Below are 15,262 nucleotides of genomic sequence, written 5' to 3'. Positions count from 1 at the left end.
CCCTCGCCCTGATCTATGTCAGGCCGCAAGATTTTGTGTCGGCGGCGCAATCAGCAGGTGGCGAATGAACGAGGAACGCAGCGCGGGCTCACCCCCCTCATGGAAGGCGTTCCCTGGGTTGGGCGGGCGCAGACGCGATCGCTGAGGCGAAAGCTGAGGCCCTGCGCGCGTTGGATGCTATTGCCGATGCCCTGCCAAACGTTGTTCGGATCCCATTGGAAACGAACGCGATCGTTCCGCCGAGCCGTGGCAGATTAAGGACCATGCTTCGCCGGTATGTGCCGAAACACACCTGGCGATTGGTCACGTTCCTATCAAAGCCCGAAAGCTGTTTGTCTCGACCGTGACGCCGCTTCGTCGAAGGCGCGGCAACATCGCATTAAAAGGCAAACACGGCCCGCCCCGGAGTCATGCGACATGGCCTCGCCGCTTAGGGCCGCTCGCGTCCGCCGCCACAGCGCTTCTCCAGACGGCTTATGCTGTCCACCGTCACATGGCGTGCGTTCTCAATCCGAATCACCCCGTCAGCCCGCAATCGCGTCAGTTGGCGGCTCACGGTCTCGTTGGTGATTCCAAGGAAATCAGACATTTCGACACGCGTCAGCGGCAGATCGAAGGACGCCGACCCGGAAGCCGCATCGAGACTGGAATCGATATTCCGGGCCATCATGAGGAGAAAAGTCGCTACCTTTTCCGGAGCTGTCTTGCGCCCCAGCGTCACCATCCACTCGCGCGCCTCATCGAGTTCATTCAGCGTCTGTTTGAGCAGGCGATGCTCGAATTCCCGTGACGCCTTCATCATCCGTTCGACGGCCGCTCGCGGAAACGAACACAGCGTGACTGCTGTTGCCGCTTCCGCATTGATCGAGCTTTCCACCTTGAAAGGACGTCCCAGAAAATCCGGTGCAAACTGGAGACCGACGATCTGCTGGCGCCCATCCGACAGGCTCTTTGATAGCTTTACAACGCCTGAAAGCACGTTGGAGTAGCTGTCGACGTTCTGTGCCTCGCCGGTCAACTCCATTCCTGACTCGATCCGGCGACGCGAGCAAGTCTTGGCGAGCCCAACCAAATTGTCTGGATCGAGCGCACCGCAGACACCGCGACGCCGTGCCTCGCAAGGGAAGCAAAGAACAGGAATGCCGGAACTATGAATGTCTTGCCGAAAGGTCATGCGTTCGCCTTACCCGATCCTAACTGCCGGCAGGATACCCATCCAGGGTAGAGAAATCCTGCGGCGGTTTGTCCATGAGCGCGGCTGATCGAGATCAGGGTCTGCTTCAGCGATGCGTGCAGTGTTCCGGCGGGCAACACGGTGAACGCGAGATGCAATCGGAAATAGCTGTCAAACTCAGCGAGAACGTCCCACGCTACACCAGCTATCCGACGGCGCCGCATTTCCATTCGGGGATCGATGCTGCCATTTACCGTGGCTGGTTGGAGACGCTGGAAAGCGGCGACGAAATCTCGCTGTACCTGCACATTCCTTACTGCGACAAGCTCTGCTGGTTCTGCGCCTGCCACACCAAGCAGACGCACCAATATGAGCCGGTGGCCGCTTATCTGCGCTCGCTGAATGCCGAAATCGTCACGATTGCCGGTCTGCTGAGCGGCAAGGCACATGTCCGTGCAATCCACTTCGGTGGCGGTTCGCCAACTATTCTGAGGCCCGATGATATGGTTGCTCTTGGAGCGGCCTTGCGGGACAGCTTCGACTTTCTCCCGGATGCTACGGTCAGCATCGAAATCGAAACCAACGACATGGACAAGGCGCGCCTTGATGCACTTGCTCAAATCGGCGTAACCCGGGCGAGCCTCGGCGTGCAGGATTTCGATCCGCAAGTGCAAAAAGCAATTAATCGTGAGCAGAGTTTTTTGCAGACCAAGGCAGTCGTCGACGGGGTTCGTTCGCGGGGCGTCGAATCGGTCAATCTGGACCTGCTCTACGGGCTCCCGAATCAGACACGCGAGACGATCTGTTCCACGGTGGCGCAGGCACTGACCTTGGAGCCAGACCGGATGGCCCTGTTCGGCTACGCACATGTGCCCTGGTTCAAGAAGCATCAGACGATGATCGACGAGGCATGGCTGCCGAGTCCCACTGAGCGTTTCGCCCAATCTCAACTCGCGGCGCGGGCAATTGTCGCCAAGGGATATGAGGCAATAGGACTCGATCATTTCGCGAAGCCCGACGATGCGCTGGCCATAGCGGCCCGCGCAGGGGTTTTGCATCGCAATTTTCAGGGCTACACTGAGGATCGCTGCCCGACACTGATCGGACTTGGCCCTTCGTCCATCGGTCGTTTTCGCCAAGGCTACGTGCAAAACATGGCTTCGACTGCCGGGTACGGGCGCATGGTTGCGGATGGCGGGTTGGCTGCCGTCCGCGGCGTTGCCCTTTCCGACGACGATCGCGTCCGTGGCTGGATCATCGAGCGGCTGATGTGTGATTTTGCCTTCTCGGCAGTCGATCTGGTGGAGCGGTTCGGCAAAGCCGGCGAGCAGCTCCTTCATCGCTCGAGGTCCATCGCACTCCACGATCCTGCCCGAGCGCTTGAATTCGATGGTGACAGTTTCCTCGTACGGACTGAAAGTCGCCCCTTCATTCGAACCATCGCGGCCAAGTTCGATACATATTTCAAAGGGGGAACGGCGAGGCACTCGGTGGCGGTCTGAGCAAAGCACAGTGCGCTCGCCGTTTGGTCGATCGGCGAACCAGCTGCGTTCGTTTTGACCGCTCATAGGCGACTACCGCATCAAATCGAAAATGCAAACTTAGGCTGTTGCGCGGTATCTCCTTCCACATCCTCTCTTGCGCATACCTACATTCCAAGGGGTTTGATCCTATGCTTCGCGAGGAGCAGGTAGGTCGCGACAGCTAGGCAATGTTCCAGCTGCCCTAGCGGAGGAGTCACGATTTTCCGGCAAGCTCCGTCGGCAGACGTTCTTTTCTGGCCCTGGCAAAGGCTCGGTCGCCTTCCAGAAACGCCGCCAGCATGAAAGGGATGAGTTCTGCCACGGTTTCAGACTGACCATAGGTCTGACGGTAAAGTGCAGCATACTCCTTGAGTGTTTGGCTCAGCTCCGCGCTGACGGTAATGGTGATCTTCGAAGCTGTTCGGTCCGGAAGTTTTCCAAGTTTCAGGTCAGCCATGATAACTCCTGCTCAACTGGCGTATGGCCGCAGCACGATGTCCTTGTGCACGATGACGCGCAGTGGCCAACCTGGGCGGACGACGATGGTGGGCTGGATATTGAGGTTTTTTTCGGTGATGCGCTGGCCGGCTCGACTGGCGTTCTGCTGGGCTGATTCCCGGATCGCCTTGACCAGATCGCTCTCGTTTTCGCCGAGGCTGAATTCTGTGCCGACACCGAGCAATGTGGCAAGCGCCACTCCCTTGATCATCTGCCAAGTGTGGAAATCGACTTTGTCTTCCAGCCCTGCGTAGCCGGCGGTGTCGCTCGCGGGCAGATTGTCGATTTCGGCCGACGAGCCGTCGGGCAGCAGAATGCGCTGCCAGACCAGCAGCGCTCGCTTTTGCCCGAACGCGACGACGCTGTCGTAGACGCCGATAAGACGTGAGCCCTGCGGAATCAGCAATATGTTGCCCGTGACCGTGTCGTGCACATTTTCGGTGACTTGCGCGACGACAAGGCCCGGCAAATCGGAATTGATGCCGGTGATCAGGCTGGCGGCAATCACGCTGCCAGCCATCAGTTGATATGGCGAGATCGGCGTCTGAAGCGCATGCGGATTGTAGATCCCGCCAGTGCTCCGCTGGCTGAGAAAATCAAGCTTTCGCTGCTGATTGTTCTGGTCGCCTTCCGCCGCCGCCACCGAGGCTGACGCGCGTCCTGCTTCGGATTGGGGAAGCGCCTCAAATGGATGCTGAGCAGTTTGCACGCTCTCTCCGACATCTGTCTGTTGAGCTCGATTTTCGACGCGGAAAAGCACCCGCGATTCACGCGCTTCGATCGCCTGCTGCGCTAGACGCTGCTCCTCGGCCGAGATGTCTTGGCCCGGCACGATGCCGAGCTGGCGCTGCCGCTCGAGGATGGGGCGGCCGAGGTCGCCCGGCAAAGGTAGCCCAAGGACGGGAGGCTTTGGCTTCATGCCGGAATAGTCATGGGGAAGCGTATCGAGTCCCTCGGCGGTTGGTTTGCGCTCAGTGTTGTAGAGATCTTCCGCCTGATCCCTGATGCGAAGGGCCGGCCCCTGGAGGGCGATCATGGTAACGCCGAAGACAGCGCCGGATCCGAGCGCTGCGATAGCGATGATCACACCGCGCCTGAACCGCACCACGCGGCGGGGAGAGGCCCGAAGCTGCAGTTCCTCGGGATCCAGTTTCGGCGGGATGCCAGAGCGGGAATTTTCGATCATGAGCCCTCACCTCGCCGGCTGCCGCGAAAGAGCGAGATCCGCCGTTGCGGTTGCCTGCCGTCAATCCTGCTGATGCGGATCACCTGCTGCCGCTTGGTGCCGAGGCGAAGTTCGGCCGCGGCGAAGAGCCGATCGACGATGTAATAGTTGCCGCGCACGCGATAGTTGACGAGCTCGCTGCTCCCATCTGCGCCGACGATGAAGAGTGGTGGCGCCTCGCCCTGATCTATGCGACGAGGGAACTCAATATAGACCTTGCTGCCGTCGTCGAAGGCTCGCGTCGGTCTCCAGGGCGGTGTGTCGCCACTGATTGAGTAGCGAAAGCGAAGGTTTTCGAGCGCGATGTTCGACGCGACCGGTGTAACTGCCTCGGCTTGAGCATTGCGCTGGCGAAGCGCGATGATCTGGTCTTGGCTGTAGGTCCAGGAGATTGCCGCCATTGCGGTCTTCTCGGTGCTTTGAAGCTGCAAATGATAGGTCCGCCGGTCCGTCGTAATGACGACATTGGTGGCAAGACCCGGCGCGAAGGGTTTTACCAGAACATGGGTGCGCTGATTGTCACCGGTGCCGCTTGCGGTATCGCCAATGACCCAGCGCACGGTGTCGCCAGCCGACACGGCGGTTAGTTTCTCGCCCGGCTGCAGAGCGATGTCGGTCACGCGCTCCGGCGCGGCATAGAGTTGATAAAGCGCGCCATCGGTGAAGGGGTAGACTTGCACTGCATTAACATACCCGTACTTGGTGGGTTGCTGGGTCGCGGCTTTGTTGGCATCAGCGACGCGTTCTTCAGGAGGGCGCTTGTCCTCGGCCTTGCCGGGCTCGGGCTGCATTTGGCCAGGCAGCGGCAGTGGTTTTGGCACCTCGACAATTCTAATCGGCCTCTCCGGCGCTTTTTCGATCGCGGCCGGTTTGAAGTCGGCAGCGTCATAGGAAATCTCAGGCGGCGGCACCTTCTTCGATGCACAAGCGGAAACGACCGCTGCCGACACCGATAGGATCAGCACGGCACGAATCGGTGACATTTTACCTTTCATTGGTGGACTCCGTCGGAGAAAGGGGGGCTGGGACGGCGCTGTCGAGCTCGCGTGACCAGTCAATGGCATTGATGAAGACGCCGAGCGGATTCTTGCGCAGCTGATCCGTATTGCTTGGCGAGCGGATCACGATCGTGAGGATCGCAGTCCAGCGCATCGTGCTGGCAAGGCTTCCGCGCTCAAACACCTGCTCGGTCCATTTGACCTGGAATGAACTTTCGGAGGCTCTGACCACGCTGGTGACCTGTACCGAAACACTGCGCGTTCCGATCTGACCGAAGGGGTCGTTCGCCTTGGCGTATTCGTTGAGGAAGAGCGCTGCGCGATCGCTAGCAAAGTCGTACGCTGCCAACCAGTTCTGCCGAACCAAAACCGGATCGGTGGAAACGGAACGGACATTCTGGATGAAGCGGCCGAGATGCCAGGCGATCTGAGCATCCGAGGGCTCATAATTCCGGACCGCCGGCGCGACGGCGCGCGTCTCGCCGAAGCCATCGACCTCGACGACATAAGGCACGACACGGCTTTGCATCGACTGCCATACGAGTCCGCCGGAAAGCCCGGTCGCCAAGGCCAGGCAGCCAAGGGCCATGATCCGCCAGTTCCTGGCCTGCAGTCGAGATGAGCCGATGCGCTCGTCCCACAGTTGGGCGGCTTTTTGATACGGCGTGACCGGTTCGGGTGTTTTGCCGTAACGGTGCACGGGTCGCTTGAAGAGCATCTAGTCATCCTTGTCGTTGAGAGAGGGGTTGGCGCTGCCTCCCGGCCGGTCTCCGTCTCGGACAGCTTGCATGGCAGCGTGGCGATTTGCCCGGGCGGTCTGTTCAGAACGTAGGCGCCTTGCCCACGTCGGCGCCGAAACAGTGGCCGAACCGGCAGAGCGTTCGGTCATTGACGCTGTCGGCGCGCCGCCGGTCGCGGTCCACGCGGCATCGCGCCCGGCATCGGCGTTGCGCCCAACACTTGCAGTGGCGGATCGCGCTATGCGTATAGCGGCGCCGCCAGCTGCACTGGTTACACCATGCATTCCAGCAGCCACACCGGAGAGGCCAGCGTCGGGCGAGGTTGCGCGCCCGATCTGCCATGACGTGGAAGCAGCCGATCCCATTGTTGTGCCGGCTCGGATGGCGGCGAGACCGCCGCTGGTTGCCATACGCGCGCCAGCAAATGCTGTGCCTCCAGCAACGAGTGATACACCCGCTGCCGCCGCGGTCGTGCCGAGGGCGGCGCCCGCCCCAAGCTGCGGTGCGCCTGAGACAAGACCCGACGCGATCCCCGGCCCAAAAATGCCAAGGCCAAGCAGTGCCAGTGCGCCCAGTACCTGGGACATGGCACCGGCAAGATCCGGCTCCTTGCCTTGCAATGCGGAAGCGAACTCCCCGAAGAGCGTGGAGCCGATACCGACAATGACGGCGAGCACCATCACCTTGATGCCTGACGAGATAACATGGCCGAGCACGCGTTCGGCCAGGAACGCTGAACGGTTCCAAAGTGCGAATGGAACCAAAACAAAACCTGCCAGCGTGGTGAGCTTGAACTCTAGGATGGTGATGAAAAGCTGGATGGAAAGGATGAAGAAGGCGATGATAACCAGGAACCAGGCCATCAGCAGCACGAAGATGGTCAGTGCGTTGCCGAAGATTTCCGGGAAGCCCAGGAGCTGACTGGCTTGGTCAAGCATTGGCCAAGCACCTTCGAAACCGGTCGCGGCAATGCGGCCCGGGCGCAAGAGATTGTCTGCCGACAGATTGCCGGCCGACGCCTTAATCCCGAGACCGGCAAAAGAACGATAAACGATATCGGCGAGGTTCTTGAAATTGTTCAGAATGAAGGCGAAGACGCCAACATAGAGCACCTTGCGGACAAGCCGGCCGAGAACGCTGGTTTCGTCGCCGAGCGCCCACGCCAGGCCGGCAAGTGTGATGTCAATGCCGATCAGAATGGTAGTGAGGAAGGCGAGGTCGCCCGATAGCAGACCGAACCCGCTGTCGATGTAGCGGATGAAGGTCTCCATGAAGCGATCGATGACGCCAAGGTCGTTCATGCCGCTGCCTTTCTCGTCGTGATGAACTCGTGATTAATTGCCGGGATAAGCCGAGCCGGTACCCAAGAACCGCTTCGTCATCTCGCGGGCGGCTTCGTCTGACTGGGCCTTGCGGGCGGCATCCTCGGCCTCAGCTCGAAACTGCGTTGCGAGCAGCGTCTGGATCTGCATCTGCTGTTTTGTCGAAAGCGCCATCAGCTGGTTGGTGGCCTGGCTTGCCTGAAGCGCACCGGCCGCCCCTTGGCTGCGGTTGACGAGATCGGCGAGCAGATCGCCGTCGGCGCGGACGTTCTCGACGATTTGCGACTGGACACCCATGGTCTGGCGGAACGCCTGCATGGCGGTTTGCCAACGCTCCCGCGCAGCACTCGCCACATCGCTGACTTTGATCGTGGCGTCGTAGCTTTCCGGATATTGGCTGCGCCACTGGTCTTGAAGCTTGCCCAGATCAAAGCTGAGGCCACTCGCCTGGTCCATCAAGCCGTCGATGCGATGGAGCGAACCGGTGAGTTGGCCAACGGAAGAGAAATCCAGACGCTGAAGATTGCGCGCCATGTTCTGCAGCATGGTCGCCTGATTCTGCAGCGACTGGATTTGGTTGTTGATCTGCTCCAATGCGCGCGCGGCCGTCAGCACGTTCTGCGCATAATTGGACGGATCGAACACGATAAGGGCGTACGCGGGCTGCACATAGTCGGCCATAGGCTTGGCGATCAGGGAAACGGTGATCAGGCCGGAGAGAAGGCGTCGCCGCATCATGAGAATTGCTCCTTGTCTGGTTGAGGGAATTGCTTGAGAAGTTCGCCGGCCCAATCGAGGCCGCGCGCGATCAGGAACTGCGAGGCAAAGCTGCCTTGCCCGTCTTCGGACATGATCCTGTCGATCAGAGTCTGCGTGGCCGGATCGGAAGCACCGCAAAGCGCAAGAGCGATGGGGCCAAGCTCGAGCTCGAACAGACGGTTGCCGCGGCGCGATTGCAGATAATACTGACGCTTCGGCGTGGCGCGGGCGATCAATTCGATCTGCCGCTCGCTTAAACCGAAGCGCTCGTAGGCTGTGCGCGCCTGGGGTTCCACGGCACGATCATTGGGAAGGAAAATGCGCTGCGGGCAGCTTTCGATGATTGCCGGCGCTATGCCAGAGCCCGCGATATCAGCCAGCGACTGCGTAGCGAAGACAACCGACACGTTCTTCTTTCGCAGCACCTTCAGCCATTCGCGGATGCGGGCGGCGAACAGCGGATTGTCGAGATAGACCCACGCCTCGTCGAGCATGATCAGCGTGGGCCGTCCGTCGAACCGTTCCTCAAGTCGCTGGAACAGATAGGTAAGCACCGGCAGCAAAGCGCCTTGGCTGTGCATTAACTCCTCGGTCTCGAAACACTGCACATCCGACAAGGCCAGCCCATCATGATCGGCATCGAGCAGGCGGCCGAAGGGACCGTCGAGCGTGTAGGGCATCAATGCGGTCTTCAGCGCATTGGATTGAAGCAGGACCGAAAGACCGGTCAGTGTGCGTTCCTGCGCCGGCGCGGTGGCAAGGCTGGCCAGCGCTGACCAAATAGCCTCCTTCACCTCCGGCGTGACGGTGACGTTCTCGTGGGCAACAAGGCTGGCGATCCATTCGGCCGCCCAGCTTCGGCTAGCCTGGTCGTTGATGCTGCGCAGTGGCTGAAAGGCAAGGGAACCGTCCGCTCCTAGCGCGTGGTGTTCTCCACCCATGGCAAGTGTTGCAGCACGGGCCGAATTGCCTTTGTCGAAGACATAAACCTGGGCGCCGGCATAGCGCCTGAACTGCAGAGCAATCAGAGCAAGCAGAACCGACTTGCCGGCGCCGGTCGGACCAACAACCAGCATGTGGCCGACATCTTCGACGTGGGTGGAAAGCCGAAACGGTGTCGACCCACTGGTCTCGGCAACGAAAAGCGGTGGCGCTTCGGTTTGGGTGACTTTCGCGAGATGCTCGTTTGTCGCAGGACCGGCCCAAACCGACGACAGCGGCATGAGATGGGCAAGGTTCAATGTATGAACGAGCGGTTGGCGAACGTTAGCGTAGACATGGCCAGGCAATGAGCCGAGCCAAGCCTCGACCGCATTGACGCCTTCTCGGATCGTGGTGAAGCCGAGCCCATTGATGATGCGCTCGACCGCGCGAAGCTTCTCTGCAGCGGCTTGGCGATCCTCGCCCCACACCGTCACGGTGGTGGTGAGATAGCCGAAACTCACATGATCACCGCCCAATGCCTGAAGGGCTTCGTCGGCATCGAGCGCCTTGTTGTCGGCATCGTTATCGACAAGCGGGACCGGCTCGTTGGTAATGACCTCGCGTAGGATTGCCACGATCGATTTGCGCTTGGCAAACCACTGCCGGCGCAATCGCGTCAGCGTCTTCGTGGCTTCCGTTTTCTCGAGCGGAATGAAGCGCGTCATCCAGCGATAGGCGAAATCCTGATGATTGAGGGTATCGAGGATTCCGGGCCGGGTGAGGTTCGGAAAGCCGAGGATGGTCAGTGTGCGAAGATGCTGCTCACCCAGCATCGGCTCCAGGCCACCGGTAAGCGGCGCATCGACCAGGATTGCATCCAGATATATCGGCGTTTCCGGGGCCATGATAGGATGGCGACGAGGCGAAATCGTGCCGTGGAGGTAGGTCAACGTCTGAGCATCATCGAGGACGCGTACTTCGGACATGAAACCCGAGAAGAGATCGAGCACGCGGTTGGTCTCGTCACGGAACCTCGCCAGATCCTGGCGCCAGTCTCTTTCTCCTCGGGAATAATGAGAGTCGACGAGCGCGCTTTCTGCGCGCGCCTGGGCGTCCGGCGGTGGCATAAACACCAAGGTCAGATGATAGCGGCTCTCGTAGTGCGCTACCTTCCCCTCGAAAGCAGCGCGGCGTTCTTCGTCGACCAGCCACGACGCGGCGTCAGGAAAATGCGAGTTCGGATAGCCCAGCGCTTCTGTGCGCTCGGCCTCAAAGAACAATGCCCAGCCAGAGCCAAGGCGTCTGAGAGCATTGTTCGCCCGGGCGCAAATGCCGACGAGTTCAGCCTCCGTCGCACTTTCGAGATCCGGGCCGCGGAACCGCAACGTCCGCTGAAAGCTGCCGTCCTTGTTGAGCACGATGCCGGGCGCCACCAAGGCAGCCCAGGGTAGATGGTCGGCAAGCCGGTCGGCTTTGCTTCGATATTCCGAAAGGTTCAGCATGCAAGCCACCCCTTCAGACGTAGGTGGCGCACAAGCACGCTGGCGAAGTCCGGATCGCGTCTTGCGGCAAACACCGCTAACGAGTGGCCTGCGATCCAAAGCACCAGACCAGCAATCCATTGCTGCAAGCCGAAGCCAATGGCCGCGGCCACTGTACCGTTGAGGATCGCCACCGCGCGCGGAGCCCCGCCGAGCAGGATCGGCTCGGTCAGCGCCCGGTGGACCGGTACTGCGAAGCCCTCGATATGCTGCTCCCCGGCGGCCATCAGACGAGCGCCCCACCACCGAAGGAGAAGAAGGAGAGGAAGAAGCTCGATGCCGCGAAGGCGATTGACAGACCGAAGACGATCTGAATCAGGCGCCGAAAACCACCGGCGGTGTCGCCGAAGGCAAGCGTCAGGCCGGTGGTGATAATGATGATCACCGCAACGATCTTGGCGACCGGTCCCTGCACGGACTCCAGGATCTGCTGCAGCGGCTGCTCCCACGGCATGCCGGAGCCGGCGGCATAAACCGGGGCCGTGTTAAGAAACGCGAGCGCTGTGGACGAAAGAAAGCGAAGCTTCTTGCGCATGAGGAAGGCCTTTCAAAGCTGCTGGAGTTGCGAAAGCGTGAGCGGGGCAACGGCGTAATCGCCGCTGCCGTCGAGACCGGTGACCTCGGCGATTGCGTCGATGTGGCGCGACGAGCCGCGTCCCGCTATGAAGACGATCAGATCTATCGCCTCAGCGATGAGCCGGCGGGGAACGGTGACCACCGCTTCCTGGGCGAGTTGCTCAATGCGATAGAGAGCCGAGCGCGCGGAATTGGCGTGTACGGTAGCGATGCCGCCTGGGTGCCCGGTGTTCCATGCCTTCAGCATGTCGAGCGCTTCCGCGCCCCTCACCTCGCCCACGATGATGCGGTCCGGCCTGAGCCTCAGCGTCGAGCGCACGAGATCGGCAAGGGTGACCGAGCCCCGCCTTGTTCTCAGGGCAACGCAGTCCCTGGCCGCGCACTGCAGTTCGCGTGTGTCCTCGATCAGGATCACCCGATCGTCGCATTCGGCGACTTCAGCCAGCAGAGCGTTGGCGAGTGTTGTCTTCCCCGAGGAAGTGCCGCCGGCGATCAGCATGTTGCGCCGCTCGCGGACGGCCTTTTTCAGCGCATCGGCCTGCAGCGGCAGCATGATGCGTTCGGCAACATAGTCGGCCAGGGTGTAGACTTTCGCGGCGGGCTTGCGGATGGCAAAACATGGCGCCAACACCACAGGTGGCAGCAGGCCTTCGAAGCGTTCGCCAGACGGCAATTCGGCACTGACGATCGGGTTGTCGGCGTGCGCCTCGGCGCGCACGTGCGAAGCAACCAGGCGGATGATACGTTCTGCCTCGGACGGGTGCATGTGAACGTCGGTATCGACCCGACCTTCGCCTAACCGGTCGAGTCGCAGCGCGCCGTCGGGATTGACCATCACCTCGATGACGGACGGATCGGCCAGGGCTTCGGTGATTGCCGGACCCATGGCGGTGCGCAGCATGACACGCCGCCGGTGGTCGGCCTCGGGATGAGAGCTCATCCTTCCCCTCCCCCACCATTGTCTTTGCTAAGCGACTTTTTGCCGGAAGCGATCTGGCGGCCGACCTTCTCAACGAATTTCTCGAAACGCTCTTGGGCAATAGCCTGCGTTGCCCGATCCGGGACCGGCGTGTGGGCGTGAAGGGTGATCGAAAAGCGGATGAAGAGCGCCAGGCTCTCCAGGATCACCTCGGAATCGCGCCTGACGTGGGCAAGATCGCGGGAGAGCCGGTCAAGCCTTACGCCGTAGCGCCGATCGAACTCGCTCTCGCCACGCCGCTCGATGAACGCCTCGATCGCCTTCGCCACGATCGCTGATTTGGTCGTTGACGGATCGCGACTGAGGTTGTCCAGTTTCTCGCTGAGCTCCGGCTCAAGCAGAAACTGATGGCGAATGCGGTGCGGCTTCATGCGGCTCGTTCCGACGGCCCGGCGTTGCGCCGGCGACGGGAGAAGCATCGGCCAGACGCTCAAAATTGCTTATGGCCGTTATCTACGCTGAGGTGCGCTCTGCAACTCAGCGGACTTCAGAAGCCGGGAATGACATCGTCGCCCCTGCCCTCGTTGATACCGTAGGCGCGGGCCGCAGTGGAAATCCGATCCATGACACGCTTGTCCGCGAGCGCTTCGCTGTCATCGTCTGCGGGCTTGTACAGATCGGCCTGATCGGGCTCTTGAGAGACAACAACGTCTTCTTCGGGCAGGCTTGGATGGCGTTGCTGCTGAACGCCTCCCTCGTCTTCAACTGGCGCGTCGGCGCTTTCCTCGTCCGCAGCAAGTCGGCTATCGACGCTGCACACTTGTCCAGTCCAGCCGTCCGGGCGTGATGCAGGGCAGTCCGCATAGGGTCCGTCGTGCAGCACCGGCGCAGGCAGCACCCGATCTGTGAAATTCTGATCCTGATAATAGCGCAGCTTCTTGGCGCGGATCGGCGGCAACCCAGAAACCAGGACCAATTCGTCTGACGGCGGCAATTGCATCACCTCGCCTGGCGTCAGGAGCGGGCGCGCGGTTTCCTGGCGGCTCACCATGACATGTGAAAGCCAGGGCGCAAGCCGATGGCCCGCATAGTTGCGCATCGACCTAAGTTCGGTTGCGGTGCCGAGGGCATCCGAGATGCGCTTGGCCGTGCGTTCGTCATTGGAGGAAAAGGCAATTCGCACGTGGCAATTGTCGAGAATAGCATTGTTCTCGCCATAGGCCTTTGAAACCTGGTTCAAAGATTGTGCGATCAGATAGGAGCGAATGCCATAACCTGCCATGAAGGCGAGCGCCGTTTCGAAGAAGTCGAGGCGACCGAGCGCCGGAAACTCGTCCAGCATCATGAGCAGCTGATGCTTACGGCTCTTCTTCGGGTCCCCCTCCAGACGCTCCGTCAACCGCCTGCCGATCTGGTTCAAGATCAGTCGCACCAAAGGCTTGGTGCGCGAGATATCCGAAGGCGGCACGACCAGATAGAGCGACAGCGGTCGCTCTCCATCCACTAGGTCAGCGATGCGCCAGTCGCAGGACGAAGTGGCCGCCGCGACCGTTGGATCACGATAAAGCCCAAGAAAGGACATGGCGGTCGAGAGGACGCCTGAGCGCTCGTTTTCCGACTTGTTCAGGAGTTCGCGAGCCGCCGAGGCCACTACGGGATGGACCTGAGGGTTATGCCCCGTCCCGAGATGGTTTGTCGTCATCATCCGCCGTAGCGTTGCGGCAAACGAGCGTTGCGGGTCCGACAGGAAGGTGGCGACGCGGGCTAGCGTCTTGTCCTCTTCAGCGTAGAGCACGTGCAAAATGGCGCCAACTAGGAGTGAATGGCTGGTCTTCTCCCAGTGATTCCGTCGCTCCAGCGCGCCCTCGGGATCGACGAGGATGTCGGCGATGTTTTGAACGTCCCGGATCTCATCTGGGCCTTTGCGCACCTCCAGCAGCGGGTTGTAGCGTGCCGATCTCGGGTCGGTCGGATTGAACAGAAGGCAGTACGAGAATTTCGACCGCCAGCCGGAGGTCAACTGCCAATTTTCGCCTTTTATATCATGAATGATGGCAGACCCGGTCCAGGAAAGTAGCGTTGGAACAACCAGCCCCACGCCCTTGCCCGAACGCGTCGGCGCAAATGCCATGACGTGCTCCGGGCCGTCATGGCGCAGATAGCGATCGTTCAGCCTACCGAGGAAAACGCCCGCCGGCCGTAACAACCCTGCCGTCTCGACCTCATGAGTCGTGGCCCACCGTGAAGACCCATAGGTCGTAACCGACCCGCGCTGTCGCGCGCGCAAAAGCGAGCCTGCGATTGCGGCGGCACAGCCCAGGAATCCGCTGGCGCCTGCAAGCGTACCGGCTTTGTCGAAGACCTCCGGCGCATAAGCATCGAAGTGGAACCACCATTCAAACAGCTTCCACGGCTTGTAGATTGGCCAGCCGGCGAAGAGAAACCATGGTGCGCCGAGAGGCGTCTGGTAGGTCAGCATTTGAGCGCACCATTGGGTTGCCGTCCATACGCCGATAATGACAATTGCGCACACAACGGCGATCTGCCCGATCAGTAGCTTCGTAGGTGTCATCGGCTTGGCCCGCTGAACAACGCGACCTAGCATCGCGCGGTGCAGCCGGGACAGGAATGTTCCTCACATACGATTTGGGAGCAATGAACGACTTCCTACTATGCAGGTCGGTCAGCACGCGTGTTGCGCCTTCACGCGACACCATCCTCTCCATTCACCCTGAGGCCCGGCGCCGCCGACAGTTGCGTGACCGCTCCTCCGCAAAGTTATCTTCTGCGTTCAGGGAGCCAGGGCGCCTGGGCTGGCTGATGAACACCGTCCGCTCGCGCATGTGGGGTCGAATTGATTTGTGCCCAAGTGGAGGCAGGCTCATCATTCAACAGTTGCCGCAGTTCCCCTGGCTCGAACGCCATCATTGGTGGGGAGGCAGGCTCGTCTTCCAACAGTTGCCGCAGTTCCCCTGGCTCGAACGCCATCATCGGTGGGGAAGCGGGTTCATCCTCCAACAGCTGCCGCAGTTCCCCTGGCTCGAACGCCATCATCGGTGGGGA

General features: G+C 60.8%; 15 protein-coding genes. 2 read left to right on the top strand and 13 right to left on the bottom strand.

The window, feature by feature from the left end:
- Window positions 1–430: 430 nt before the first annotated feature.
- Complete coding sequence (locus EOA24_RS09055) at window positions 431–1,174, bottom strand: Crp/Fnr family transcriptional regulator (RefSeq protein ID WP_126057787.1); 744 nt, start codon at window positions 1,172–1,174, stop codon at window positions 431–433.
- Window positions 1,175–1,326: 152 nt separating this feature from the next.
- Here EOA24_RS09055 and hemN point away from each other — a divergent pair, with 152 nt between their 5' ends.
- Window positions 1,327–2,676: an oxygen-independent coproporphyrinogen III oxidase gene (gene hemN, locus EOA24_RS09050; RefSeq protein WP_126059321.1), complete on the top strand. Its 1,350-nt coding sequence runs from the start codon at window positions 1,327–1,329 to the stop codon at window positions 2,674–2,676.
- Window positions 2,677–2,911: 235 nt separating this feature from the next.
- Here hemN and EOA24_RS09045 read toward each other — a convergent pair whose 3' ends face one another.
- The 12 genes from EOA24_RS09045 to EOA24_RS08990 form a co-directional block, all read right to left on the bottom strand.
- A complete protein-coding gene (locus EOA24_RS09045; RefSeq protein WP_126057786.1) occupies window positions 2,912–3,154 on the bottom strand; it encodes a DUF2274 domain-containing protein in 243 nt (80 codons plus the stop codon).
- Window positions 3,155–3,166: 12 nt separating this feature from the next.
- Window positions 3,167–4,381 (bottom strand): TrbI/VirB10 family protein, encoded by a 1,215-nt coding sequence (locus EOA24_RS09040; protein WP_126057785.1) that lies wholly within the window; start codon window positions 4,379–4,381, stop codon window positions 3,167–3,169.
- Window positions 4,378–5,403: a P-type conjugative transfer protein TrbG gene (gene trbG, locus EOA24_RS09035; protein WP_127232321.1), complete on the bottom strand. Its 1,026-nt coding sequence runs from the start codon at window positions 5,401–5,403 to the stop codon at window positions 4,378–4,380. The genes EOA24_RS09040 and trbG overlap by 4 nt, the downstream gene beginning before the upstream one ends.
- Before the next feature lies 1 nt (window position 5,404).
- Window positions 5,405–6,136 carry a conjugal transfer protein TrbF gene (gene trbF / locus EOA24_RS09030; protein ID WP_126063930.1) on the bottom strand — a complete coding sequence of 244 codons (732 nt, stop codon included), beginning with the start codon at window positions 6,134–6,136 and terminating at the stop codon, window positions 5,405–5,407.
- Window positions 6,137–7,459 carry a P-type conjugative transfer protein TrbL gene (trbL, locus tag EOA24_RS09025; RefSeq protein WP_126057783.1) on the bottom strand — a complete coding sequence of 441 codons (1,323 nt, stop codon included), beginning with the start codon at window positions 7,457–7,459 and terminating at the stop codon, window positions 6,137–6,139.
- Window positions 7,460–7,492: 33 nt separating this feature from the next.
- Window positions 7,493–8,218 (bottom strand): P-type conjugative transfer protein TrbJ, encoded by a 726-nt coding sequence (trbJ, locus tag EOA24_RS09020; RefSeq protein WP_024502854.1) that lies wholly within the window; start codon window positions 8,216–8,218, stop codon window positions 7,493–7,495.
- Window positions 8,215–10,665, bottom strand: a complete 2,451-nt coding sequence (gene trbE, locus EOA24_RS09015; protein WP_126057782.1) for a conjugal transfer protein TrbE — start codon at window positions 10,663–10,665, stop codon at window positions 8,215–8,217. Before trbE ends, trbJ begins: the two co-directional genes overlap by 4 nt.
- Window positions 10,659–10,931 carry a VirB3 family type IV secretion system protein gene (locus EOA24_RS09010; RefSeq protein WP_024502852.1) on the bottom strand — a complete coding sequence of 91 codons (273 nt, stop codon included), beginning with the start codon at window positions 10,929–10,931 and terminating at the stop codon, window positions 10,659–10,661. Before EOA24_RS09010 ends, trbE begins: the two co-directional genes overlap by 7 nt.
- Window positions 10,931–11,239 (bottom strand): TrbC/VirB2 family protein, encoded by a 309-nt coding sequence (locus tag EOA24_RS09005; RefSeq protein ID WP_126057781.1) that lies wholly within the window; start codon window positions 11,237–11,239, stop codon window positions 10,931–10,933. The genes EOA24_RS09010 and EOA24_RS09005 overlap by 1 nt, the downstream gene beginning before the upstream one ends.
- Before the next feature lie 12 nt (window positions 11,240–11,251).
- Window positions 11,252–12,220, bottom strand: a complete 969-nt coding sequence (gene trbB, locus EOA24_RS09000) for a P-type conjugative transfer ATPase TrbB (protein WP_024502850.1) — start codon at window positions 12,218–12,220, stop codon at window positions 11,252–11,254.
- A complete protein-coding gene (locus tag EOA24_RS08995; protein ID WP_095488561.1) occupies window positions 12,217–12,630 on the bottom strand; it encodes a CopG family transcriptional regulator in 414 nt (137 codons plus the stop codon). Before EOA24_RS08995 ends, trbB begins: the two co-directional genes overlap by 4 nt.
- Window positions 12,631–12,746: 116 nt before the next feature.
- Complete coding sequence (locus EOA24_RS08990) at window positions 12,747–14,771, bottom strand: conjugal transfer protein TraG (RefSeq protein ID WP_024502848.1); 2,025 nt, start codon at window positions 14,769–14,771, stop codon at window positions 12,747–12,749.
- A gap of 248 nt (window positions 14,772–15,019) precedes the next feature.
- Between EOA24_RS08990 and EOA24_RS42385 the strand changes: the two genes are divergently transcribed.
- Window positions 15,020–15,262, top strand: a 243-nt coding sequence (locus EOA24_RS42385; protein WP_210213585.1) for a hypothetical protein, incomplete at its 3' end; no start/stop codon positions are given.

It is taken from the genome of Mesorhizobium sp. M2A.F.Ca.ET.039.01.1.1 (assembly GCF_003998035.1).
Classification (GTDB): domain Bacteria; phylum Pseudomonadota; class Alphaproteobacteria; order Rhizobiales; family Rhizobiaceae; genus Mesorhizobium.
The sequence above is the reverse complement of the archived record's forward strand: the minus strand, read 5'-3'. Positions and strand labels throughout refer to the sequence as shown.